The organism is Shinella sp. OV683 (genome assembly GCF_057787725.1).
In genome coordinates this window covers 3,536,770-3,559,080 of sequence record NZ_CM173543.1, presented here as the reverse complement: position 1 = coordinate 3,559,080, position 22,311 = coordinate 3,536,770, and the positions used below count along the sequence as shown (strand labels likewise).

At 60.1% G+C, this 22,311-nt stretch carries 25 protein-coding genes; 8 read left to right on the top strand and 17 right to left on the bottom strand.

Annotated elements, in window-relative coordinates; genetic code table 11:
• Window positions 1–126 precede the first annotated feature (126 nt).
• Window positions 127–849, top strand: coding sequence for a hypothetical protein (locus tag ACXHRN_RS17205; RefSeq protein ID WP_488637533.1), 723 nt, complete (start codon window positions 127–129; stop codon window positions 847–849).
• 10 nt (window positions 850–859) lie between these two features.
• On the opposite strand, the gene ACXHRN_RS17200 is transcribed toward ACXHRN_RS17205, so the two are convergent.
• From ACXHRN_RS17200 to ACXHRN_RS17175, 6 genes are all read right to left on the bottom strand, one after another.
• The gene (locus ACXHRN_RS17200) at window positions 860–1,072 is read right to left on the bottom strand and encodes a hypothetical protein (RefSeq protein WP_488637532.1); all 213 of its coding nucleotides are present in this window, start codon (window positions 1,070–1,072) and stop codon (window positions 860–862) included.
• Between the two features lie 33 nt (window positions 1,073–1,105).
• Window positions 1,106–1,351, bottom strand: a complete 246-nt coding sequence (gene rpsU, locus ACXHRN_RS17195; protein WP_488637531.1) for a 30S ribosomal protein S21 — start codon at window positions 1,349–1,351, stop codon at window positions 1,106–1,108.
• Window positions 1,352–1,413: 62 nt separating this feature from the next.
• Window positions 1,414–1,689 (bottom strand): cold-shock protein, encoded by a 276-nt coding sequence (locus ACXHRN_RS17190; RefSeq protein WP_488637530.1) that lies wholly within the window; start codon window positions 1,687–1,689, stop codon window positions 1,414–1,416.
• A 123-nt stretch (window positions 1,690–1,812) separates the two neighbouring features.
• Window positions 1,813–2,022: a cold-shock protein gene (locus ACXHRN_RS17185; protein WP_488637529.1), complete on the bottom strand. Its 210-nt coding sequence runs from the start codon at window positions 2,020–2,022 to the stop codon at window positions 1,813–1,815.
• Between the two features lie 329 nt (window positions 2,023–2,351).
• Window positions 2,352–3,572 (bottom strand): MFS transporter, encoded by a 1,221-nt coding sequence (locus ACXHRN_RS17180; RefSeq protein WP_488637528.1) that lies wholly within the window; start codon window positions 3,570–3,572, stop codon window positions 2,352–2,354.
• On the bottom strand, window positions 3,569–4,138 hold the full coding sequence (locus ACXHRN_RS17175; protein ID WP_488637527.1) for an NADPH-dependent FMN reductase: 570 nt from the start codon (window positions 4,136–4,138) through the stop codon (window positions 3,569–3,571). The genes ACXHRN_RS17180 and ACXHRN_RS17175 overlap by 4 nt, the downstream gene beginning before the upstream one ends.
• A 73-nt stretch (window positions 4,139–4,211) precedes the next feature.
• Between ACXHRN_RS17175 and soxR the strand changes: the two genes are divergently transcribed.
• The gene (gene soxR / locus ACXHRN_RS17170; RefSeq protein ID WP_488637526.1) at window positions 4,212–4,673 is read left to right on the top strand and encodes a redox-sensitive transcriptional activator SoxR; all 462 of its coding nucleotides are present in this window, start codon (window positions 4,212–4,214) and stop codon (window positions 4,671–4,673) included.
• Window positions 4,674–4,704: 31 nt separating this feature from the next.
• Here soxR and ACXHRN_RS17165 read toward each other — a convergent pair whose 3' ends face one another.
• The 7 genes from ACXHRN_RS17165 to ACXHRN_RS17135 all read right to left on the bottom strand — a co-directional run bounded on the left by ACXHRN_RS17165 (window position 4,705) and on the right by ACXHRN_RS17135 (window position 10,975).
• Window positions 4,705–5,574 carry an aldose 1-epimerase family protein gene (locus ACXHRN_RS17165; RefSeq protein ID WP_488637525.1) on the bottom strand — a complete coding sequence of 290 codons (870 nt, stop codon included), beginning with the start codon at window positions 5,572–5,574 and terminating at the stop codon, window positions 4,705–4,707.
• A gap of 194 nt (window positions 5,575–5,768) precedes the next feature.
• Window positions 5,769–6,806 carry a sulfate/molybdate ABC transporter ATP-binding protein gene (locus ACXHRN_RS17160; RefSeq protein WP_488637524.1) on the bottom strand — a complete coding sequence of 346 codons (1,038 nt, stop codon included), beginning with the start codon at window positions 6,804–6,806 and terminating at the stop codon, window positions 5,769–5,771.
• Between the two features lie 9 nt (window positions 6,807–6,815).
• A complete protein-coding gene (cysW, locus tag ACXHRN_RS17155) occupies window positions 6,816–7,706 on the bottom strand; it encodes a sulfate ABC transporter permease subunit CysW (RefSeq protein ID WP_488637523.1) in 891 nt (296 codons plus the stop codon).
• On the bottom strand, window positions 7,696–8,553 hold the full coding sequence (gene cysT / locus ACXHRN_RS17150) for a sulfate ABC transporter permease subunit CysT (protein ID WP_488637522.1): 858 nt from the start codon (window positions 8,551–8,553) through the stop codon (window positions 7,696–7,698). The genes cysW and cysT overlap by 11 nt, the downstream gene beginning before the upstream one ends.
• A 142-nt stretch (window positions 8,554–8,695) precedes the next feature.
• Window positions 8,696–9,733: a sulfate ABC transporter substrate-binding protein gene (locus tag ACXHRN_RS17145; protein WP_488637521.1), complete on the bottom strand. Its 1,038-nt coding sequence runs from the start codon at window positions 9,731–9,733 to the stop codon at window positions 8,696–8,698.
• Between the two features lie 274 nt (window positions 9,734–10,007).
• Window positions 10,008–10,523, bottom strand: a complete 516-nt coding sequence (locus ACXHRN_RS17140; RefSeq protein ID WP_488637520.1) for a hypothetical protein — start codon at window positions 10,521–10,523, stop codon at window positions 10,008–10,010.
• Between the two features lie 8 nt (window positions 10,524–10,531).
• Entirely contained in the window at window positions 10,532–10,975 is a 444-nt protein-coding gene (locus tag ACXHRN_RS17135; protein ID WP_488637519.1) for an RrF2 family transcriptional regulator, read from the bottom strand.
• Window positions 10,976–11,174: 199 nt separating this feature from the next.
• Between ACXHRN_RS17135 and ACXHRN_RS17130 the strand changes: the two genes are divergently transcribed.
• The 6 genes from ACXHRN_RS17130 to ACXHRN_RS17105 all read left to right on the top strand — a co-directional run bounded on the left by ACXHRN_RS17130 (window position 11,175) and on the right by ACXHRN_RS17105 (window position 18,196).
• On the top strand, window positions 11,175–11,972 hold the full coding sequence (locus tag ACXHRN_RS17130; RefSeq protein ID WP_488637518.1) for a phosphoadenylyl-sulfate reductase: 798 nt from the start codon (window positions 11,175–11,177) through the stop codon (window positions 11,970–11,972).
• A 157-nt stretch (window positions 11,973–12,129) separates the two neighbouring features.
• Window positions 12,130–13,083, top strand: a complete 954-nt coding sequence (cysD, locus tag ACXHRN_RS17125) for a sulfate adenylyltransferase subunit CysD (protein ID WP_488637517.1) — start codon at window positions 12,130–12,132, stop codon at window positions 13,081–13,083.
• A 2-nt stretch (window positions 13,084–13,085) separates the two neighbouring features.
• Entirely contained in the window at window positions 13,086–14,558 is a 1,473-nt protein-coding gene (gene cysN, locus ACXHRN_RS17120; protein ID WP_488637516.1) for a sulfate adenylyltransferase subunit CysN, read from the top strand.
• A 211-nt stretch (window positions 14,559–14,769) separates the two neighbouring features.
• On the top strand, window positions 14,770–15,357 hold the full coding sequence (locus ACXHRN_RS17115) for a S8 family serine peptidase (protein WP_488637515.1): 588 nt from the start codon (window positions 14,770–14,772) through the stop codon (window positions 15,355–15,357).
• Between the two features lie 38 nt (window positions 15,358–15,395).
• Entirely contained in the window at window positions 15,396–15,977 is a 582-nt protein-coding gene (locus ACXHRN_RS17110) for a S8 family serine peptidase (protein WP_488637514.1), read from the top strand.
• A gap of 134 nt (window positions 15,978–16,111) precedes the next feature.
• On the top strand, window positions 16,112–18,196 hold the full coding sequence (locus ACXHRN_RS17105; RefSeq protein WP_488637513.1) for a S8 family serine peptidase: 2,085 nt from the start codon (window positions 16,112–16,114) through the stop codon (window positions 18,194–18,196).
• Here ACXHRN_RS17105 and ACXHRN_RS17100 read toward each other — a convergent pair.
• The 4 genes from ACXHRN_RS17100 to ACXHRN_RS17085 all read right to left on the bottom strand — a co-directional run bounded on the left by ACXHRN_RS17100 (window position 18,153) and on the right by ACXHRN_RS17085 (window position 22,251).
• Window positions 18,153–18,566, bottom strand: a complete 414-nt coding sequence (locus ACXHRN_RS17100; RefSeq protein ID WP_488637512.1) for a hypothetical protein — start codon at window positions 18,564–18,566, stop codon at window positions 18,153–18,155. The two genes, ACXHRN_RS17105 and ACXHRN_RS17100, sit on opposite strands and share 44 nt — an antisense overlap.
• 155 nt (window positions 18,567–18,721) lie before the next feature.
• Entirely contained in the window at window positions 18,722–20,038 is a 1,317-nt protein-coding gene (locus tag ACXHRN_RS17095; protein WP_488637511.1) for an HlyD family type I secretion periplasmic adaptor subunit, read from the bottom strand.
• On the bottom strand, window positions 20,035–22,011 hold the full coding sequence (locus ACXHRN_RS17090; protein ID WP_488637510.1) for a type I secretion system permease/ATPase: 1,977 nt from the start codon (window positions 22,009–22,011) through the stop codon (window positions 20,035–20,037). The genes ACXHRN_RS17095 and ACXHRN_RS17090 overlap by 4 nt, the downstream gene beginning before the upstream one ends.
• Before the next feature lie 39 nt (window positions 22,012–22,050).
• Window positions 22,051–22,251 (bottom strand): hypothetical protein, encoded by a 201-nt coding sequence (locus tag ACXHRN_RS17085; protein ID WP_488637509.1) that lies wholly within the window; start codon window positions 22,249–22,251, stop codon window positions 22,051–22,053.
• Between the last annotated feature and the right edge of the window lie 60 nt (window positions 22,252–22,311).

Sequence of the window (22,311 nt, the reverse complement as noted above, 5' to 3'; positions counted from 1 at the left end):
TTCGGAAACCAGAAATCCAACTGTGCCCGCAGTCTGCATTTTACTTTGCTAATATCTGCTCCATGAATTGTTGAACTGGATGATGCAACCAGACTTCAGAACAAATCAGTTGGGAGATAGATATCCATGTATGCCGGACGGTATTTGTGGTGGAATATGCTCGCAGCGATGGGCTTTGTATTCTTTTCCATTTATTTCTACTACGTCACATGGCTGGCGATCAGGGTTTCCGGCTGTTCTGCTGTCATCGGCAGGTGCGGTACGCTGGATACTGAGCTGAATGGCGTCATCAAGCCCTATGGGCTGCTCGCCTGCGGCATCATCGTGGTGGCAACCGGCGTGTTCCGGATCCATTTTCTCAGGATGAGCCCGCTATGGGGCCTGGCGCTGTTCACCTGGTTTGGCGCATCGGCCGACTTCTTCTTCAACTTCGGAAATCTCTGGTTTGCCCATGTCGATCTCGAAACGATCATGCGTGGCATGCCGATTGAAACGGCGTTTCTGGCCGCGCTCGTGGCCTTCATGGCCTTCCCGGTCGAACTCTATAAGAAATCGCCGCAGGGTGCGCTGCGCGTCATCTACTATGTCGCGGGCTTCACGGCGTCCTATTCGTTCTCGTTCACGATCGCCAAGTCAGAGCAGCTGCCATCCTATGTCAGGCTGATCACGGGCTCGGACGAACTCGCTACGCTCTCGGTGGAACTGCAGCACAGGTTGGGGGATTTTCTGTCGATGGGGCAGGGAAGCAGCATGCCCATGGTCATCGTGCTCAGCCTGTTCATTGCGGCATTGAGCTACCTGGTCGTCATGCGCAAAGCGCCGGGCGGCGCATCCGCCGCCACGGCTTGAAAAAGCGCTATCACTTTGCCTTTTTCTTCTTGGGTTCCGAGACAGGTTCGGGACCCGCCAGCGCAGCTTGCTCGAGGCGCAACTGCCTCAGCTTCAGCGTCTTCTTGTCCCGAGCCGTTGCCTCGGCCGCGATGATCTTCTTCGCGGCGTCATCGGTCACGACGCTTTTCTGTTGGGGCGTCATTTTCGTCGGATTTACGAATGCATCCTTGCTCGGCGTCATGTCTGCTCCCATAAAATCAAATAGCGATTGCTGTTACGCCCTTGCCGGTGCGTTCGCAGCCTTCTTGGGGGCAGGCAGCAGGCCTTCGCGCTGCATCTTCTTGCGCGCCATCTTACGCTGACGACGAATGCCTTCGGCCTTTTCGCGGGCGCGTTTTTCGGACGGCTTTTCGTAAGCGGTGCGGGCGCGCATTTCGCGGAAAAGCCCTTCGCGCTGCATTTTCTTCTTCAGGACGCGGAGAGCCTGTTCGACATTGTTGTCTCTAACCAATACTTGCAAAATAACTCCTTGGTGCAGGCACGTCGCGCGCCCGCGTTTAGCTGTTGATGAATGGGTCGGGTTTATTTCCCGGCCCTGATAGAGGACGGCTTGAACCACGGCTCCTTGGGGTCGGGCGGTGCCACGACATGTGGCGCCGGTGACACCTGCACGTCGATATCGCCCGAGGAGACACGGCGGTCGAAGCCTTCGCTTTCGGATCGCACACGATACTGGACCATGCCGTCAGACACAGGCAGCACCGCAAGAATTTTGAAACGGCCCTGAACCCTGGAAGTCCGGAGCGGGCCCTCTCTGAGGACAACGATATCGCCAATGCCGTAATTTGCTTTGCCCACTATCGTTCCTTTGACCTGCGGAAATATCCCGCAAAACAAAAAGGCCGGGCTGCCCCGACCTCTTCCTATCATTCGGCCTCACGCTGCCAGTACATCCGTGGTCAGCGGCGGCGAATGATCAAATCACGCTGGCTGAAGGTTTTCAGCGGAGCTCTTGCCCGAACGCTTGTCGGTGACGACTTCGTAGGACACCTTCTGGCCTTCGGCCAGGCTGCGCATTCCGGCGCGTTCTACAGCCGAGATATGCACGAACACGTCGGTCGTGCCGTTCTCAGGCTGAATGAAGCCGAAACCTTTGGTGGTGTTGAAGAACTTTACGGTTCCGATGTTCATGACGATTTCCTTTCAATCGCATTGTGTACCCAGCGGTTATTCGCCCGGCATATCGATGTTGAAAGGAATTTGAGAGCAGGGAAGCTCGAACAAAGGGTCGCAAGCAAATATCGATGTCACTTATTTATACTAATCTCAGAAAATTACAAGCCGCCATGAAAAATGATTCCTGCGAATGAATTTCTTAGAAAAATATTTTCTATTGGTGGGAACAAAATGCCGTCTGGCGTAACACATTCATTGCGCAGCGTTTTTTCGTCACCGCGGGGCCTGAGGCGTGGTCGCGGCATAAGCGGCGCGATAGCCGCGCCGCTCGAAATTGCTATGTTTCAATCTTGCAGCACGACCCTTGCAGCCACCGGACGCATCCGCAGCAAGCCGATTGCAACCGCTACGAACAGCAGAAGTCCCGACGAAAGCATGAATACGGCGGCATAGCCATAAGCGAGTTGCAGCGGCTGGCTGAAGACCGGCGACAGGAACTGCCCCGAAAAGATCGCCGACGACAGCAGTCCAGCGACCCGTCCACGCGTGGCTGGGGTGGCGAGCGCCAGCGCCGCGGTCGAGAAATTGGGCATGACGATACCCATGCCAAGGCCCGAAACGATCACACCTGCAAGCACCACTGCATAATTGGGCGCGAGGCCGAGCGCCAGGTGTCCTGATGACATCATCAGGAAACCGAGCACGAACAGTCCGGCGGTTCCGAATCGCTGCTTCAGCCTTCCGAACAGCAGGCTGGTGATGGCGCCGAAAAGCGGCGACAGGCCGATGGCGAGACCCGAAAGCGCCGAGCCCACAAGACCCAGCTCCCGCATGTAATAAGGCAATTGCGTGGGTAACAAATAGAAGCCGACGAAATTCAGGAATGCGATGAGGCAAAGTGCCCAAAGCGGGAAGGGCGCCTTGGCCAGCGGTAAGGCCTGGGCGACCTTCGGCGCACCGGTGGCGGCTTCAGGGGCCTTGGCTCCGATGAAGGCGATGATGGCAGGCAGCAGCAGGAAAGCCAACCCGTAGATCGCGAAGGGCGCGCGCCAGTGCTGATCGGCGAGCAGGCCGCCGGCGAGCAGGAAGACGAGGCCGCCGAAACCGTTGGATGCCACTTGCAGGCCTATGAACCGGTCGCGTGCCGCTCCCGCGAAATAGTCGCCAGCAAGCGCCGTCGAGGTGGTCATGATTCCCGCCACCGCAATACCGAGCATGGCCCGGCCGATCAGCAGACCGACGAGACTGTCGGCCACCAGACCGGACATGCCGGCAAAGCCATAGAGTATGGCCGAGGCGACAATCATCGGCCGCCGTCCATACTTGTCGCTCAGCCGTCCGGCGATTGGGGCGGCAAAAACGATCATGATCGCCGGCAGGGTCAACACCAGCCGAGTCAGCATGTCGGCATGCCAGGCGTCATGAAAATGCGCCTCGATCGCCGGCAACGATGGCGAGATCGTCGCGCCGGCCATGATGGTGAGGCTGCTTGCCAATAGCAATGTGAGGATGGTCGCACGCGCGGGACCAGATTTAACCGTAGGAGCCGGAGCCGCGCTGCTCATATTGCATCCTCCAGAACCCGGTTGGCGCGACGGGCCGCCTTCAGCACGGTTCCCCACCAGAGCAGCGAATCCGTCATCCGCTGCAGCGAGGTGTTCAGCCTGTCGGCATCGGCCGGCTCGCCGTCTTCGCTGATGGCGTTCCAGGGATTGGAGACGCTGACCGTTTCCCTGAGGCCAACCATGTCGAGTTCGGCAACCACCAGTCTCAGCTGTTCGACGGCGCGTAGGCCGCCCGAGATGCCGCCATAGGAGACGAAACCGACGGGCTTCTTCCGCCAGGGCTGGCCGACGGCATCGAGCATCGCCTTCAGCGGTGCGGGAAAGCTGTGATTGTATTCCGGCGTCAGGATGATCGCCGCATCGGCGTGCTCGATCTCCTGTTCCAGCCTGCGGGCGGGGAGAGGAACGCCGGTCAGGGCTGGATCGTAGTTGCGCGCATCGACAATGTGGACGGAGAAGTCGGAAGAGAGAAGTTCGGCCAGCAGCCATTTCAGCAGGCGGTCGGCAACGCGGCCGTGACGGCTGCTGCCGACGATCAGCGCAATGTTGAGTTTTTCGAGGTTCATGGCAGGCTCCAGAGGGTTGATCATGCGTGGAGCCACGTTTATAAAACCTCAAGTAAAGTTGAGGTCAAGTGCCATGGTCAATAAAAATGCGCCGTTGGAAATAAGAAGGCTGCTGAGCGTTGGCGAAGTCGCCGAACGCGCTGGCGTTGCTGTGTCGGCCCTGCATTTCTACGAGCAGAAGAAGCTGATCGAATCCGTGCGCACGGGCGGCAACCAGCGGCGCTACCGCCGCGAGGTCCTGCGTCGCGTCGCAGTGATCAAGGTGGCACAGCGTGTCGGCATACCGCTCGCCGAGATCGAACAGGCTCTTGCGGCCTTGCCGCAAGGCCGCGTGCCGAACGCGGGTGATTGGGCAAATATGTCCGCGGGCTGGAAGGATTCCCTCAACCGCCGCATCGAGAGCCTGACCGCATTGCGCGACCAGTTGGAAGGCTGCATCGGCTGTGGCTGCCTTTCGACCGCCACTTGTCCGCTGCGCAATCCCATGGATCGGCTGGCGGCGGAAGGGCCGGGGCCGCATTTCCCGCCGAAATAGTCGCCCGCGACAGCCTTCCTTTGTTGCGATCCTATCCGGCAATCTCGACGGTAAACGCAAATCGGGCCGTTGCACCCGGCGCCAGTATCTTTGTGTATGGCCGATCCGCCAACTCGCTCGAGCCACCCAGTTCCGCCGCCATCCCATGCCAAGGCTCGACGCAGAGGAACGGTGCGCCCGGCTTGGCCCATAGCGCGAGATTGGGCAGATTTTCAAAGCTGAACCGCATCGTCGGCCCGCCTTCGGCACCGTAGCTCAGCCCCTTGCCAGCGCCCTCGGGAAAGATCATCGCGTCCTGCTCGAACATGGCGTGATCCAGCACCAGCCGGCCGGCGTTGAATGGCGAAGCCAGCTTGTCAGGGCGTATCAGCCCTCCCTCTATCCGAACAAGCTCGGGCTCGCCGCCATTGTCGAGGGCGACCACATGCGCACGCCCGGAAGCGCCGGGCAACGGCCAGACGAAGGCCGAATGAAATCCGATCCCGAACGGCATTTCCTTGTCATCGCGGTTGGTCACCTCGGCCGCCACCGTCAGCGCACCGCCTTCGACCGAATGCTCTACTGCCAGCAGGAAATCGAAGGGATAGAACGCCTTCGTGGCCTCCGAGGCTGCCAGTTCATGCCGGGACTTTGTCGCCGTCGATGCGGCAAGGACGAACTCGCTGCGCCGCGCAAAGCCATGTTGGCCCATGCCAAACACCTTGCCGCCTATCGCCACCTTGTCGTCCGGGGCCTTGCCGACGATCGGAAACAGAATCGGCGACCGCCCTGACCAGAACGCCGCGTCACCATTCCACAGCCACGATCGGCCATCGCTGGTGTTCAGCGCCTGCATCTCCGCACCGAGCGAGGAAACATCGACGGTGAGGTGCTGGTTTCCGATCCGGATTGGGCTTGGCATCGCGTTTCCTTTTGGCATTGGTTTGGTGTCTAGCTTCGCCCAGCTGAGGTAGCAGCGCAATGGGTCAACAGCAGAACCGGACACCTGATCTGAAATCTCTGTCGCCGAAGGTCGCGCCAGATAGGCGCAAAACAGCGCCGGAAGTCGTTTCCGGCGCCGTAAAATGCAGCAACGCGACGTTCGAGCCCGAGGCCTCAAGCCCCCGGAAATACCTTCCAGCGTGTCGGCCGAAAGCGCAGCTCGCTGCCCCGTTCCGCCAGAGCGTCGAGCGGAATTTCCACTTCGATCAGAACAGGCGAGCGTGACGTTCCGACGTCGAGTTCGACGATGCGGGCACCTGCCAGCCGGCGCGAGGTCGTTACCTTGCCGGCAATTCCCGGACCTTCTGTCACCAGCGTCACGTCGCGCGGGCGGAAGAACATCTGGCCAGTGCCGTCTTCCGGATGCTGCAAGCCAAGTGGCTGGCCGGCGAACTGCACGTCGCCATGCGACATCGTCACTGGCAGGTTGACGCTGTCGCCGATGAACGAGAAGACGAAGGGCGAATTCGGGCGGTCATAGACGTCGTCGGAGGAACCGATCTGCTCGATCTTGCCCTGGCTCATGACCACGACGCGGTCGGCAAGTTCCAGCGCCTCTTCTTGGTCGTGGGTGACGAAGATCGTCGTGTGGCCGGTGCGGTCGTGGAACTCCCTGAGCCATTTACGCAGTTCCTTTCGCACCTTCGCATCCAGCGCGCCGAATGGCTCGTCGAGCAACAGCACGCGCGGCTCGATCGCCATGGCGCGGGCGAGCGCCACCCGCTGCCGCTGGCCGCCGGAAAGCTGGTTGGGATAGCGCTTCTCAAGGCCTGTCAACTGCACCATGTCGAGCAGTTCCAGCGCCCGGCGACGGATCTCGACCTTTGGCGGCCGCGACGCCTTTGGGCGGACAGTGAGGCCAAAGGCGATGTTGTCGAGGATCGTCATGTGGCGGAACAGGGCATAGTGCTGGAAGACAAAGCCGACATTACGCTCCTGCACCGGCTTCCACGAGGCATCCTCGTTGCCGAAGAAAATCCGGCCGGTGGTCGGGCGTTCCAAGCCTGCGACCAGGCGCAGCAGCGTCGTCTTGCCGGAACCGGAGGGACCGAGCAGCGCGATCAGTTCGCCGGACTTGATGCCGAGTGATACTTCCTGCAGCGCCGGGTATCGGTCGAATTCCTTGCGGATTTTCTCAATACGGATTTCCATTTGTAGTCCTTAATGTTTGTTCGAGCCGGCGATGCCGTGCGAATACCAGATTTCAAGCACGGTACGGACAACCAGCGTCAGAAGAGCGAGAAGGGCGAGCAGCGAGGCAACGGCAAAGGCGCCGGCGAGATTGTACTCGTTGTACAAGATCTCGACATGCAGCGGCATCGTCGTCGTCAGGCCCCTGATATGACCGGACACGACCGAAACCGCGCCGAATTCACCCATGGCGCGCGCGTTGCAGAGCAGCACGCCGTAAAGCAGGCCCCATTTGATATTCGGCAGCGTCACCCGCACAAACGTCTGCCAGCCATTGGCGCCGAGCGTGATCGCGGCTTCCTCTTCGGCCGTTCCCTGTTCCTGCATCAGCGGGATCAGCTCACGCGCAACGAAAGGGAAGGTGACGAAGATCGTCGCCAGCACGATGCCCGGCACGGCAAACAGGATCTCGACGCCATGGCTCTTCAGCCAGGGGCCGAGCGCACTCTGCGCCCCGAACAGCAGGACATAGACGAGGCCGGAAATAACCGGCGACACCGAGAAGGGCAGGTCGATCAAGGTGATCAGGAAAGCCTTGCCTTTGAAGTCGAATTTGGCGATCGCCCAGGAGGCCGCCAGGCCGAACAGAAGATTGAGCGGCACGGCGATACCAGCGACCAGCAGGGTAAGCCGGATCGCAGCCAGCGCATCGGGTTCCCTGAGCGCGGCCATGTATTCGCCGACGCCGTTGCGGAAAGCCTCGACCATCACCGAGACCAGCGGCAGGATGATGATCAGCAGCAGGTAGACAAAAGCGGCTGTCATGAAGGTGGCTTTGGCCCACAAAGGCTCTGTGGTTGCCGAGCGCCATTTGCGCGGCGCGTTGGTTGGCCTAGCGCTGGATTTGAGATCAAGCGACATTGGCATATCTCCTGGTCCAGGCCTGAATGAGATTGATGACGAACAGCATCAGGAAGGACACCGCCAGCATCACGGTCGCAATCGCGGTCGCGCCGGCATAGTTGAACTCTTCCAGCCGGATGATGATCAAGAGTGGCGCGATTTCCGAGACATAGGGAATGTTGCCGGCGATGAAGATCACCGAGCCGTATTCGCCGGCCGCGCGTGCAAAAGCCAGTGCAAAGCCCGTCAGGATCGCGGGCAACAGGCTCGGCACTATGACGCGCACGATGGTCTGCAAGCGATTGGCGCCGAGCGTCGCTGCTGCTTCCTCGACTTCCTTGTCGATCTCTTCGATCACCGGCTGCACGGTCCGGACCACGAAGGGCAGGCCGATGAAGATCAGCGCCACGACGATGCCGGCGGGCGTGAACGCCACCTTGACGCCGAGCCAGTTGAAGATCTGCCCCACCCAGCCATTCTTGGCATAAAGGGCGGCAAGCGAGATGCCGGCGACGGCGGTCGGCAGTGCGAAGGGCAGGTCGACGATCGCATCGACCACGCGCTTGCCGGGGAAATTGTAGCGCACCAGCACCCAGGCGACCGGCAGGCCGAACAGCACATTGATGATGGCAGCAATCAGCGCACAGCCGAATGAGGTCTTCAGCGCATTCTGCGTGCGTTCGTCGGCGAGAAGAGTGGCATAACCCGAAAATCCGAGAGATGCGGAATGCAGCACCAGGGCCGCGAGCGGGATCAGGATAATCAGCGTCAGCCAGGCAATCGTCACGCCGAAACTCAAGCCGAAGCCCGGTATGACGCTATGCCTCCTGAAACCGATGCGCTCGGTCAGAGGTTTATTGTACATTGGTATTCCCCGTTGAATTTTTGAGGCGGGAGAGCCGGCTTTTTGCCTTTTGCTCTCCGTAAGAATTTTTTTCTTGTCGTTTTAAAGGGGCCGCGACCCTTCCGGTCTCGCGGCCCCATCGTCTCAATTATGGGATAGTAGCTTAGTTTGCCGGCTTGTAAATCTGGTCGAACACGCCGCCATCGCCGAAGTGCTCAGGCTGAGCCTTCTTCCAGCCGCCGAACAGCGGATCGTCGATGGTGATGAGGTTGACCTTCGGCAGTTCAGGCACACCCTTGACCAGTTCGGGCGAAATCGGCCGGTAATGGTTCTTGGCGGCGATCGTCTGGCCTTCGGCGGTGTAGAGATAGTTGAGGTAAGCCTCGGCCACCTTGCGCGATCCCTTGGCGTCGACATTGCCGTCAACCACGGCAACCGACGGCTGGGCGAGGATCGACAGGCTAGGCGTCACAATCTCGAAACCCGCGTCCTTGAACTCGTCCTGAGCGAGATAGGCCTCGTTTTCCCAGGCGAGCAGCACGTCACCGATTTCGCGCTGTGCGAAGGAGGTGAGTGCACCGCGGGCGCCGCTGTCGAGCACCGGAGCGCGCTTGTAGAGATCGGCGATATAGGCCTTCACCTTGGTCTGGTCGCCACCATATTCCTTGTTGGCCCAGGCCCAGGCTGCGAGATAGTTCCAGCGTGCGCCGCCAGAGGTCTTCGGGTTCGGCGTCACGATCTGCACGTCACCCTTGACCAGGTCGCCCCAGTCCTTGATGCCCTTCGGGTTGCCCTTGCGGACCAGGAAGACGATCGTCGATGTGTAAGGCGCGGAATCATGCGGCAGGCGCTTCTTCCAGTCGGCTGGGATCTTGCCGGTCTTCTTGGCGATGGCGTCAATGTCGCCTTCGAGAGCCAGTGTCACGACATCGGCGTCAAGGCCGTCGATCACGGCGCGGGCCTGCTTGCCCGAGCCGCCGTGCGACTGCTCGATAGTCACATCCTCGCCGGTTTCCTTCTTATAATGGGCGATGAACGCCGCATTGAATTGCTTGTAAAGCTCGCGTGTCGGGTCATAGGACACGTTGAGCAGCGTGGTCGCCGAATAGGCGGGCAGGACCGAGGTAAAGGCCAGTGCGAGGCCGAGCGCCGCGCCGCTGATCTGTTTCAGAGTGTTGCGTCGATTGAGAACAAAAACCATTGGGTCACCCTCCAGCTTGGTTAATGCCTAAAGTCTATCTGCTAGGTAGAGTATGTCAACAAACCAAATCGAAAAAGCAAAAGCGGTTCGTTTCGCTGCGGAAATTTGGAACACGCAACGGACCAGAACTGGATTGGCTGGAACAAAAGTGGCGGAAAAGTGACGAAGGCGGGTAGGAAATTCCGGCCGATTTGCGCCGTGTGGGCTTTTCGAAGGCGAAAAATGCTCATTCAAGGAGCGCAATTGCGAATTCTGGCGCCCGCTTGACCGCTGCCTATTTGCTGAACAGCTTGCTCGCCCACTTGCCGGCTACGACCCGTCCCAGTTCCACGCCATCTTCATCGACAACGCGAACGATCCCTTTGTCTGCAGTCGAGACATGGCAGTAGGCCGTCATCGCAATGGCAATCTGAGCCTGCCGGGTGCTTCTGATCCACCACCGCCACGAAACCTTGACGACGACATCGGCGGCCTGTTTGTCGACAGACACAACCTGCCCGGTCGTCCGGGCGAGATCAAGTGCGATCGTCTCGCTCTTGCAGCCATTCGCAGGCCCTCTTTCCAGCGCGGCTTCCCGCTTGTTGACAAGCAGGGTAATGCCACCAAAGCAAATGCCAAGGATAGCAACCATGGTGATCCCAAGGCCAAGCATACGTCCGTTGGAAACTTTGCTTGTCCAGCGACGGGATGCCGGGCGTTCAACATCAATCAGTCTCGGAATATCCTGAGCATTGATCGTCCGCTGCTCATAAGCGGTCGGCCGTTGGGGTATGAAGAACTTGTCGTCCATTCGCCGCTTTACCCCGCCAGCATCGCTGTCACTGCGCTCTTCTCAGCCAGTGCATCCGCGATAGTGGCAGAGAACAGCACTTCACGGGTTGCATCGGCTACACGGGCGAAGACATGGCGGATCTCGCAGTCGGCCTCGCTCAGACAGTCGTCGCATTTGCGGTAAGCTGTCTGCGACAGGCAGGGCAGGGGCGCGATCGGCCCGTCGATCATTCGCAGGATTTCGCCGAAGGTGATGTCGGTCGCCGGCCTGAGAAGCAGGTAGCCGCCATCCTTGCCGCGCTTGGACATAACGATGCCCCGGTGCTTGAGATCGAGGAGGATCTGCTCGAGGAATTTCTTGGGAATTTTCTGCTGGATGGCGATCTCAGCGATCAGCACAGGCTTGCCGCCGGGCGCACGCGCAAGCGCAGTCAGCGCGCGCAGGGCATATTTGGCTTTCTGGGAAATCATGACAGGCCCGAACGATGATTCTTTCGTAGGCTCATATAGTAAGGCCGCTGGATATGAAAGAAAGTCCTCAATACTGCTCAATTTCAATAGATTTTGGCGAGTAAACATTGTTCCGGTAGGTTTTTCACCGAATCCCGAAAGCAGAGAGATATTTGCTCACCTGTTGGAGAGATAGGAAAACCGTTTTCTGTCTTCCGCTGTGTCGACCTGCGATATTGCCGCCATCAGAATTGCCAGGACAGCAGACATGAACATGATCAATCTCTCCACCGAAGCCCAGTCGCTGAATGCCCAGATGCAGGAACTGGACCTCGCGGGACGCCTTTCGCTTGCCGCGAGCCTCGGTGGACGCGTGGTCTTCACCACCAGCCTCGGTATCGAAGACCAGGTGATCACGCATGTCATCGGCACCAACCGGTTCGACATTGATGTCGTGACGCTCGAAACCGGCCGGCTGTTTACGCAAACGGTTCAACTGATTGCCGATACTGAAAGCCGCTACGGCATCGAGATCCGCCGTTACTTTCCGGAAAAGGCCGATATCGACGCTTATGCCGCTCAATACGGCCTGAATGGCTTCTACGACAGTGTCGAAGCCCGGCATGCCTGCTGTGGCGTGCGCAAGGTCAAGCCGCTGGCGCGTGCGCTGACTGGGGCTTCGGTCTGGGTCACCGGCCTGCGCCGCGGTCAGTCCGGCAACCGCGCCGACACGCCGTTTGTCGAATATGACGCCGAGCGCAACCTGCTCAAGGTCAATCCGCTGGCCGATTGGGACATCGACAGGATCAACTGTCTCGTCAACGACGAGGAAGTGCCGATCAATCCACTGCATGCCCGCGGCTACCCGTCGATCGGCTGCGAACCCTGCACTCGCGCCATCAAGCCGGGCGAGCCCGAACGGGCCGGCCGCTGGTGGTGGGAGAACGACGAAAAGCGCGAATGCGGCCTGCATGTTCCGGAAGCGGCTTTGCCGTCGCTGGAATCGAGCGAGCTTTAATATCCAGGAGAGTTTGCCCCTCACCCTAGCCATCTCCCCGCATGCGGGGAGATGGGACGCTAGAGGCGGTGCCACAAGTTCCTTCGCCCGCTTCAGCGAGGAGAAGGTGGCGGCAGCCGGATGAGGGGCAAAGCCTCATAAGAAGTCAGGAAATGAAATGTCTCCCCAGTCCGAATTTGATGCCCACACCAAGGATGCCGCCGGTCGTGCGCCGCTCGACCCGCATCTGAAAGCGCTGGAAAACGAAGCTATCCATATCTTCCGCGAAGTTGCCGGTGAATTCGAGCGTCCCGTGATGCTCTATTCGATCGGCAAGGATTCGTCCGTGCTGCTGCATCTGGCGCGCAAGGCGTTCTATCCCGGCCGCGTGCCGTTCCCGTTGCTGCATGTCAACACCGGCTGGAAGTTCAAGGAGATGATCGAGTTCCGCGACAAGATCGTCGCCGAATACGATCTCGACTTGATTGCCCACACCAATCCGCGCGGCGCTGCCGAGAATGTCACTCCATTCTCGCATGGTTCGGCGCTCTACACCGACATCATGAAGACCGAGGCGCTCAAGCAGGCGCTCGACATGGGCAAGTATGACGCAGCCTTCGGCGGCGCCCGCCGCGATGAGGAAGCCTCCCGCGCCAAGGAACGCATCTATTCCTTCCGCACGCCCGACCATAAGTGGGACCCGCGCAACCAGCGCCCGGAACTCTGGAACGTCTATAACGGCCAGATCCGCAAGGGCGAGAGCGTCCGTGCCTTCCCGCTGTCGAACTGGACCGAGGTCGATATCTGGCGCTACATCCAGGCCGAGAACATCCCGATCGTCCCGCTCTATTTCGCTGAAAAGCGCCCGATCATCGAGCGCGATGGCATGATGATCCTTGCTGAGGACGAGCGCCTGGAGCTGCTGCCTGGCGAGGTCAAGCGCGAGGAAGTCATCCGCTTCCGCACGCTCGGCTGCTTCCCGCTCACCGGCGCCATCCGCTCCAACGCCACCACGCTCGACGAGATCATCTCCGAGCTCGAAACCGCCACCGTCTCCGAACGCCAGGGCCGCGCCATCGACCGCGATCAGGCCGGCTCGATGGAAAAGAAGAAGCGCGAAGGGTATTTCTGATCATGACCGCCATTTCCAATCTCGCCGAACAGCAACAGCTGGCCTCGGACGCTCAGAAAGTCACCCGCGACTCCCGCCCCCTGCGCCTCATCACCTGCGGCTCCGTCGATGACGGCAAGTCGACGCTGATCGGCCGTCTGCTCTGGGACAGCAAGGCCGTCAAGGAAGATCAGGAAGCCGCGCTTCGCCGCGATTCCGGCAAGCAGAACGATCTCGGCCTGCCCGATTTCGCGCTGCTGCTCGATGGCCTTCAGGCCGAGCGCGAGCAGGGCATAACCATCGATGTTGCCTACCGCTATTTCGCAACCGACAAGCGCTCGTTCATCGTCGCCGACACACCGGGACATGAGCAGTACACTCGCAACATGGCCACTGGCGCCTCGACCGCCGATCTCGCTGTGCTGCTGGTCGATGCCCGTACCGGCCTGCTCGAACAGACCCGCCGGCATGCAACCATCGCCACGCTGATGGGCATCAAGCAGTTCGTGCTGGCCGTCAACAAGATCGACCTGATCGGCTATGACCGCGCTCGCTTCGACGAGATCGCCCATGAATTCAAGGAACTGGCGCTGTCGCTCGGCGTCCGCCAGGTCACCGCGATCCCGGTTTCGGCGCTCAAGGGCGAGAACATCGTCTATGACGGCCGCGCCTCCATGCCCTGGTACGACGGTCCGACCATCGCCGAAGCTTTGGAAAAGGCCACCGTCCGCTCCAATCAGACGGTTGGCTTCCGTATGAGTGTCCAGCGTGTTTCGCGTCCGGGCGAAAGCTTCCGCGGCTATCAGGGCACTGTGTCCGGCGGTTCGGTGAAGCCGGGCGATTCGATCCTTGTGCTGCCCTCCGGCATGGTCGCCAATGTCTCCAAGATCGTCACCTTCGACCTCGTCCGCAATGCGGCTGTGGCCGGCGATGCGATCACGCTGGTGCTCGACCGCCAGGTCGATATCGCCCGCGGCGACCTGATCGTCTCCATCGACAGCCAGCCGATGCAGGGCCTCGCCTTCGACGCCCAGCTTGTGGCTTTGCAACCCGACGGCATCGAGCCCGGCAAGCGCTACTGGCTGAAGTCCGGCTCGCGCCGTCAGCGGGTCATCGTCGAGCCCGCCCAGCAGCTTGATCTCAAGTCGGGCAAATGGAACCCGACCGAACGCCTGCCGATGAACGCCATCGGCAAGGTGCATCTGGCTTTCGAAGAGCAGGCGGTGTTCGACACCTACGAGCAGAACCGCTCGACCGGCGCTTTCATCCTGATCGACCCCGACACCAACAACACGGTGGCCGGCGGCATGATCACTGCCAAGCGCGGTGCGGTGTCGTCGATCCATAGCGATGACGCACGTGTGGTCCTGTCGCTGCCGGCCGATCTCGCCGACCAGTTGATGAGCGGCGAACTGTTTGCCGGCCGCCGCGATGAGGTGGAGATCCGGCGTATGACTGCCGGAAAGGCACGGGAGCTGCTGGAAAATCTTGATTGACCGTGCAAAGGTCGTTGTCAAAAGCAAATAAGGGGCCCGGTGGCCCCTTTTTTATTTTTGGATCGAAAAAAATGTCTGGACTCTAAATACGAGAAGCTCTTCACTTCACATTTGGCTTCACGCTTGCAAGCAAGACTTCTCTGTCTCCCGACTAGGGGATATTCCGCGCGGATTTCTTGACCAAACGTCATATGGTGTGAGGGAAAACCTCATGGCATTGCCGAGTGACACCAATTTCGCCGAGCAATGGTATCTTCGCAATACCGCGGTCGGGCAGTATGACCTCAACGTCGTTGGTGTCTGGAATGAATACACCGGCAAGGGCGTCAAGCTGGTCGTCATCGACGACGGCTTCGACTACACCCACCCCGATCTCGCCCCCAACTACAAAGCCGCCTCCGATCACGACTACGGACAGAATGACGACGACGCGGCCCCCCTGGGCACTATTGATCGGCATGGCACGGCGGTCGCCGGCATTGCGGCCGGGGCGGCAAATGGATCTGGTATCGTCGGCGTTGCCAATGGCGCTGACCTGATCGGCTACCGCCTCGACTTTGATGCTAACGACAACGTCTTGGACGCACAGGTGGCGCAGGCGGTCAGAGATGCCGCGGACAACGGTTTCGATACGGTCAACATGAGCTTCGGCGTCGGCGGATATTTCGAGACATCCAGCTACCTGCTCAATGTCATCGATGCGATCGACTACGCGGTGGATAACGGCCGCGATGGCTTGGGTACAGTCTTGGTCATGGCAGCCGGCAATACCGGACAGGATAGCCACGAGGCCAGATAAACGGCCGCACATTCGACAGCCAGACCGAGATGATCTGCGTGGCCGCCGTGGATCGCGACGGAACTGTAAGCGACTATTCGAGTTTTGGTGCGCCTGTACTGGTCTCGGCCTTCGGCTCGCCGAGCATAGCGTTCGGCTCGCCAGGCGAAATCTTCACCACCGACATCGTCGGTTCGCCGGGTTATACCACGGGCGATTTCACCGGATCGTTTGGCGGCACCTCCGCGGCGGCTCCGCAGGTGACTGGGGTCACGGCATTGATGCTTCAGGCCAATGCCGATCTCGGTTGGCGCGATGTGCAGACGATCCTTGCCTATACTGCCCGCCATGTCGGCTCGCCAATCGACGGGCACACCACCGATGGTGTCGAACGCTACATCTGGGGTTTCAGCGGCGCGGACAACTGGAATGGCGGCGGCCTGCACTACAGCCAGGATTACGGCTACGGACTCGTCGATGCGCTCGCCGCCGTGCGTCTGGCCGAAAGCTGGACAAGCACATCGACATCCGCCAACGAAAAGACGGTCGCGGCCAGCGTTTTGAGCCAACAAGCTACGGATCTCGCGGCCGACGATACGGACGGGGTGTCCTTCTCCGTCGATGTTAGCAAGAGCATGTGAGTGGACTTTTTTCTTGAAAGTATTTCACTCAGGAAGTGATCTCCCGTCGCGAGTAAGAATTGATAGTGTTATACACCGAAATTGAACGCTCGCCGTAGCTGTTCTGGGGAGCTTTTATTTTTTTGGAGGACGTCATGAGTTTGCCAAGTGATACATTGTTTGCCCAGCAATGGCATCTGCACAACACTGTTGCGGGAGAGTATGATCTAAACGTCGCCAAAGTCTGGGACGAATACACTGGCAAAGGCGTGAAAGTCTTCGTCATCGATGACGGTTTCGATTACGCCCATCCCGATCTTTCCCCGAACTACGACACGGCCAACGACTACGACTACGGCAACGCCGACGATGACGCCGCGCCATTCTATTCCGACGACAACCATGGCACGGCCGTCATGGGCATCATCGGTGCCGCGCGCAACGGCACTGGCGTGGTTGGGGTCGCCTACGGTTCAACTCTGATCGGCGCCCGCATCGACTATAACGTCGCGACCGCAGACGAGTGGACCGCCAATTTCGTTGCGGCGCTCGCCGGCGCCGTCACACGCGACGCCGACGTCGTGAATATGAGCTTCGGTGGCGGCGGCGATTTTGACAGCTATTCCGGCGCGGCAAACGTATTGCTGGAGAAAGCTGCGATCGACGATGCGCTGGCGAACGGTCGCGGCGGCCTTGGTCTTGCCCTCATCAAGTCAGCAGGCAATTCCCGCGTTACAGATGTTGATGTAAATCACAATCAGGCCGACAACAATTCTGGCCAGATCATTGTCGCCGCGGTCAACCGTGACGGGTTCGTCTCGAGTTACAGCAGTTATGGCGCGCCGGTCCTCGTTTCTGCGTTCGGATCGCCCGGTGAAATCGTCACGACCGACCGGCTTGGCGCAGCGGGTTACAATACTAGTGGCGATTTCATGCTTAGCTTCAATGGCACCTCTGCCGCGGCGCCAATGGTCAGCGGCGTCGTGACGCTCATGCTGCAGGCGAACGATCAGCTTGGCTGGCGCGATATCCAGACGATCCTTGCCGACACCGCGCGGCATGTCGGCTCCATCGTGGACGGCTCGACCCTCGCGGGCTCAGAACTCAATGCATGGCATTGGAACGACGCCTCAAACTGGAATGGCGGCGGCATGCATTACAGCGAGGATTATGGCTACGGCCTGGTCGATGCGCTTGCCGCCGTGCGCTTGGCCGAGAGCTGGACGCTGCAATCGACATCCGCCAATCAGAATTCGGGCTCATTGGATATTCTGGACACCCCGACGGCTATTCCCGACAACAATGCTGCGGGAACGTCGTTCACCGGCACGATGAACACGTCGCTGGTCGTCGAACGGGTCACTGTGACCGTCGATTTTTCAGCAGCCTTTAGTCGTGATATCGTCGTTTATCTGACCGGTCCGGACGGACGGGAAGAGCGACTGATAGCCTATTCCGGTCACGGATCTTACGATGACGCCTTCACTTTCCATAGCCAAGCCTTCCGTGGAGAATTGAGCAATGGTGATTGGCAAGTGCGAATAGCCGACGGCATGCCCGGCGATTTGATCACAGTCTCCGACATTAATATCAAGGTGTTCGGCAGCACTCCGTCGAAAAACGACACCTATGTCTACACCAACGAATTCTCCGACTATGCGGGCAACCAACACCTCAAGAACCTCCAGGACACCAACGGCGGCTCCGATCTTCTCAACGCGAGCGCGGTCACTGCGGCAATGTCCGTCGATCTCGCCGACGGCACCGGCAAGATCGATGGCGTGGCGATGAAAATCGCCGGCATCGAAAAAGTGTTCGGCGGCGATGGCAAGGATCATCTGACCGGCAACACCGCCAACAATGATCTCGCCGGCGGGCGCAATGCCGATATTCTCTCAGGTGGCAAGGGCAGTGACGACTTTATCTATCGCGTGCTCAGCGACTCGCTCGATGGAGCCAGGCACGATCTGATCAGGGATTTCGGCAAAGGCAACGACCGCATCGACCTATCCGACATCGACACGCTGGCCAAGTCAGGGGATCAGGGCTTCAGGTTCATCGGCGACGACAAATCGTTCAACGGCAAGCACGGCGAATTGCACTTTCTGATATTCAACAAGGCTGGTACCAGCAACGACCACACGATGGTCGAGGCTGATCTCGACGGCGACAAGCATGCTGATTTCCAGATCGACCTCACCGGCCTTCACACGCTGATCGGGGCCGATTTCGTGCTGTAAGTTCGCTTGTAGTAGCGCACATGCGGCGGCGCTGCGCGCGCCGCATGGCCTGCATGCTCTTGCCCGCCCAATAGGTGAGGTGGGCGGAGGGAGCACCTTCGATCGCTTCGAATTCGAAGCGCTCTTGCAGTGCCGCGCGGAACCGATCCGAGCGCCGTGAGCCCCAGACGCCGAAATAGATCTCGCGTGCGTCCTTGCTGCGGAAGATGGCGACATGGTTGAATGCCATCGACAGGCCGCCTTCGCCGAACAGCCCGCCGTCGCCGAACACGGCGATGACCTGCTCCATCGGAGCCACGGTGACGATTGTATCGCCCGAACCGAAGGGCCCGCTGCGGAAAGTGTAGATCTTTGCGGTTGCGGTCGTCATCAGCGGCTCTCCCATTCCAGCCTTTGCCCGCGCTCTATGACCGGCAATGATGGGAATTTTGCGGCGTGGGAGGGGCAGGAGTCGATTTGACGCAGCCAGATATGGCACAAAGGCAGGGTTCGAATGTGCTCCCTTAACAGGGGAGCGCACTCGAATTAGCGTTCCAGCATCGACTTGCCGAAATAGCTCGTCAGCGGCCGGACGAGGTAGTCGAACGGTGTTCTCATCGTCGTCTGGATGAAGGCTTCGACCGGCATGCCGGGCCGGATCTCGGCAGTCGAGCCAAGGAATTTCTCTTCACCCGGATTGAGCGTGATCGTGGCGTTGAAGAAGCTCTGGCCGGAACGTTCGTTGGTGACGATGTCGGCGGACACCCGCTTCACCTTGCCCCGGATGTCAGGCGTATGGCGGCGATCGAACGTCTGGAAGCGGATGATGGCATCCTGGCCCTCATGCACCTGGTCGATCTGCGACGGCGGGATCTGCACGGCGATGACGAGCTTTGCCTGGTCCGGCACGATTTCCATGATCGGTTCGGCTGACCGCACGACGCCGCGCACGGCATGGACCGCCAAGTTGAAGACCCGGCCTTCCATCGGCGCCTTGACCTCGATCCGCGACAGCGTCTCAAGCGTCGAGTTGCGGCGTTCGCGGAGCTCGGCCACCTTTGCATCGGTGTCGCTCAGCGTCTTAATCGCTTCCTCGCGCATCTGTGCACTGACATTGATGCGAGCGAATTCCATTTCGGCCATGCGGGCCTTGTTCTCTGCGATCGATGACCGGGATTCGGCAATGCCGCCGCGCGCCTGCGCCGCGTCGCGCTCCAGTGCCGAAACCCGGCTCTTCTGCGTCAAACCCTGTGCCAGCAGCTTATTCTGGGCGTCGATATCTTCCTGCAGCAACCGCAACTGGGTGGTCAGCGCGTCAATGCGGGCCGAAAGACCCTCATTCTGCTCTTCTATCTGCTGCTTGCGCTCCTGGAGCTGTTCGATCTGCTTGTCGCGAGTCGTCCGCCGGGCGATCAGCAATTCCGACTGGCTGCGGATGATCTCGGCATCGGTCGGATTGGTCTTCGCCCGCTCGATGAGCTCCGGATCGAAGATCGCCTTGGGGGCTTCGTCCTGCTCGGCGATCGAGCGTGCGCGAATCCCGAGCAATGGATAGAGCTGGCTCTCGGTCACCGCGAGTTCGGCGCGATCGAATGTATCGTCGAACACCAGCAGCGTCTGGCCGGCCTTGACGAGGTCGCCTTCCTTGACAAGGATCTGGCCGATCACTCCGCCGGTCGCATGCTGTACGACCTGGCGCTTGGTTTCGACTTCGACGACGCCGGAGCCGACGACGGCGCCGGCCATCTGGGTAAACAGCGACCACGCGCCCAACCCGAACACCAGAAAGAACAGGGTTATGAAACCCATGATCAGATAGCGTCTCATGCTCCAGACGTTATGCGCAGGACTTGCGGTGGTCACTTCTCGCTCCCGTCTTCGGGCTTGACCGCATCATCACCGCTTTTCGGAGGCGTGGCATCGTCAGTCTTGGTGTCTTTCGCTGGCTCTGTGGGGCCGGCAATGCGCCGTGGCCCGGAGGCAACGCTGCCGGCAGCGCCCGGCAGAAGGCCGGTGCCTAAAATGCCGGGCAGGGCGGTGAGATGGCCGCCGCCGGCACGCGGCGGCTGACCGCCACCGCCGGGCACAGGACCTTTGGGCGGCTGGCCGGTGGGAGCTGCCGCAGGCGGCTGCGCGCCACCGGGCTGACCGCCGGAACCGATTGCCGTGTAATTCTTGAGGTGCTGCTTGAGCACTTCGTCACGCGGACCGAAGGCCACGCGATTGCCGCCTTCGAGGATCAGGATCAGGTCGCACTCTTCGATGGCAGCTGGCCGGTGCGCCATGATGACGACCGAGCGGCCTTCCTTCTTGGCGTTGCGGATGGCGATGTTGAGCGCCATCGAGCCTTCGGCGTCAAGATTGGCATTGGGCTCGTCGAGCACCAGCAGAACTGGGTCGGCATAGAGAGCGCGGGCGAGGCCGATGCGCTGCTTCTGGCCGCCCGAAAGGCGTTGGCCTTGCGCCGGCAGCTTTGTGTCGTAGCCATTGCCGAGCCGCAGAACGAGATCGTGGGCGGCTGCGTTCTGGGCGGCGGCAACAACCTTTTCCGAGTCCGGCTCAAGTGCCAGCCGGGCAATGTTTTCGGCGATCGTGCCTTCGAACAGAACGACGTCCTGCGGCAGGTAGCCGACATAGGTGGCAAGGTCATCGACGCTGTACTGCTCGATCGACGCGCCATCGAGGCGGACTTTGCCGGCCTGGATCGGCCAGACGCCGGTCAGCACGCGGGCGAGGGTGGATTTGCCGGAGCCGGACTGGCCGATGACACCAAGCGCCTGGCCCGGGCGAAGCTCGAAGGACAGGTTGCGCAGCGTCGGCTGGCGTTCGCCGGGCGGTACGACCGAGATGTTCTGCACGTCGAGGATGGCGCGCGGTCGCGGCAGCGTCGTGCGGGCACCTTCCGGCGGCACTTTTGCGAGCGTGTCCGAAAGGCTCTTCCAGCCTTGCAGCGCGCGCTGGATCAGCGACCACTGGCCGATCACCTGCTCGATTGGCGACAGCGCACGGCCGATGATGATCGAGCTTGCGAGCATCGCACCCGAGGTAATGTGCCCCTGGATCGCCAGCCACGCACCGGCACCGAGAATGCCCGACTGCAGGAAGATGCGGAACGTCTTCGAGGTGATGGAGTAGAAGCCGTTGTTGTCGGAGTAATGAATATTGGCTGCCAGCGTATCCTCGCGCAGCGACTTCCAGCGGACGGCGGTCGAGGCCCGCATGCCGAGCGCGCGCACGGTGTCGGCCTCGCGCTGCAGGGTGCCGGTCATTTCTTCCGAAAGACGGCCGGCATTCATTGCCTTTTCCTGGTCGCCCTTGGTGCCGTTCTGGTTGAGCCAGGTCAGTGCGATCAGGATCAGGCCGCCGACGACGCCGATGATGCCCATCAGCGGATGGAAGATGAAAATGATGACGACGAAAACCGGGGTCCAGGGAATGTCGAACGCCGCAAATGCCGCCGGTGACGACAGCGCTCGCTGCACCGAGTCGAGGTCGCGCATGGCGGTCGTGGCATTGATGCCTTGCGACGCCAGCATGGTCCGGTCGATGACAACACGGAAGACGCGCATTTCCAGATTGGCCTGGAAGCGCGCACCGACCCGCGCCGCGATGCGGCCGCGCATATGGTCGAGAATGCCCATGATGGCGTAGAGCATGACCAGCAGGATCGTCAGCACGACGAGCGTCGGCTCGGAGCGGCTGGTCAGCACCCGGTCATAGACCTGCAAGCTATAGAGCGAGCCTGTGAGGACGAGCAGGTTAACGAAGAAGGAAAATACGCCAATCGCGATAAAAGCTGCACGACTTTCTGCAAGGGCTGCACGTAGTTCTTCCACGCCGTTTTTCTTCGGAGCAGCGCTCAAAATCAGCCTCTCTCACTCAAAATAGTCGTCTTGCGCGGCATGAATATTTTGTCTGACTGCTGTTCGGGCAACGTGGGATAAGTATTGCAGCGACGCGTTGTGTTTAGACGGCATTAACCCCCTTTCCGTCCAACAATCAATAGCGAGCCCTGTAAATTCACGGTGTAATTCCGTGCTGTTGAAATCTTGCATCTTTTCACCGTCCTCAGGCATGTCCGGCATCCCGGCCAAGCAGCGCCTTTTTGCGATTCAGCACGCTTTTACGACGAGCGC

Coding starts and splice junctions, on each gene's coding strand:
- ACXHRN_RS17145 (WP_488637521.1), bottom strand. CDS start 9,733: ATGGTTTTTGTTCTCAATCGACGCAACACTCTGAAACAGATCAGCGGC.
- ACXHRN_RS17205 (WP_488637533.1), top strand. CDS start 127: ATGTATGCCGGACGGTATTTGTGGTGGAATATGCTCGCAGCGATGGGC.
- ACXHRN_RS17135 (WP_488637519.1), bottom strand. CDS start 10,975: ATGATTTCCCAGAAAGCCAAATATGCCCTGCGCGCGCTGACTGCGCTT.
- ACXHRN_RS17105 (WP_488637513.1), top strand. CDS start 16,112: ATGAGTTTGCCAAGTGATACATTGTTTGCCCAGCAATGGCATCTGCAC.
- ACXHRN_RS17115 (WP_488637515.1), top strand. CDS start 14,770: ATGGCATTGCCGAGTGACACCAATTTCGCCGAGCAATGGTATCTTCGC.
- ACXHRN_RS17200 (WP_488637532.1), bottom strand. CDS start 1,072: ATGACGCCGAGCAAGGATGCATTCGTAAATCCGACGAAAATGACGCCC.
- ACXHRN_RS17180 (WP_488637528.1), bottom strand. CDS start 3,572: ATGAGCAGCGCGGCTCCGGCTCCTACGGTTAAATCTGGTCCCGCGCGT.
- ACXHRN_RS17140 (WP_488637520.1), bottom strand. CDS start 10,523: ATGGACGACAAGTTCTTCATACCCCAACGGCCGACCGCTTATGAGCAG.
- cysW (WP_488637523.1), bottom strand. CDS start 7,706: ATGTCGCTTGATCTCAAATCCAGCGCTAGGCCAACCAACGCGCCGCGC.
- cysD (WP_488637517.1), top strand. CDS start 12,130: ATGTCTCCCCAGTCCGAATTTGATGCCCACACCAAGGATGCCGCCGGT.
- soxR (WP_488637526.1), top strand. CDS start 4,212: ATGGTCAATAAAAATGCGCCGTTGGAAATAAGAAGGCTGCTGAGCGTT.
- ACXHRN_RS17175 (WP_488637527.1), bottom strand. CDS start 4,138: ATGAACCTCGAAAAACTCAACATTGCGCTGATCGTCGGCAGCAGCCGT.
- ACXHRN_RS17165 (WP_488637525.1), bottom strand. CDS start 5,574: ATGCCAAGCCCAATCCGGATCGGAAACCAGCACCTCACCGTCGATGTT.
- cysT (WP_488637522.1), bottom strand. CDS start 8,553: ATGTACAATAAACCTCTGACCGAGCGCATCGGTTTCAGGAGGCATAGC.
- ACXHRN_RS17085 (WP_488637509.1), bottom strand. CDS start 22,251: ATGCCTGAGGACGGTGAAAAGATGCAAGATTTCAACAGCACGGAATTA.
- cysN (WP_488637516.1), top strand. CDS start 13,086: ATGACCGCCATTTCCAATCTCGCCGAACAGCAACAGCTGGCCTCGGAC.
- ACXHRN_RS17185 (WP_488637529.1), bottom strand. CDS start 2,022: ATGAACATCGGAACCGTAAAGTTCTTCAACACCACCAAAGGTTTCGGC.
- ACXHRN_RS17100 (WP_488637512.1), bottom strand. CDS start 18,566: ATGACGACCGCAACCGCAAAGATCTACACTTTCCGCAGCGGGCCCTTC.
- ACXHRN_RS17160 (WP_488637524.1), bottom strand. CDS start 6,806: ATGGAAATCCGTATTGAGAAAATCCGCAAGGAATTCGACCGATACCCG.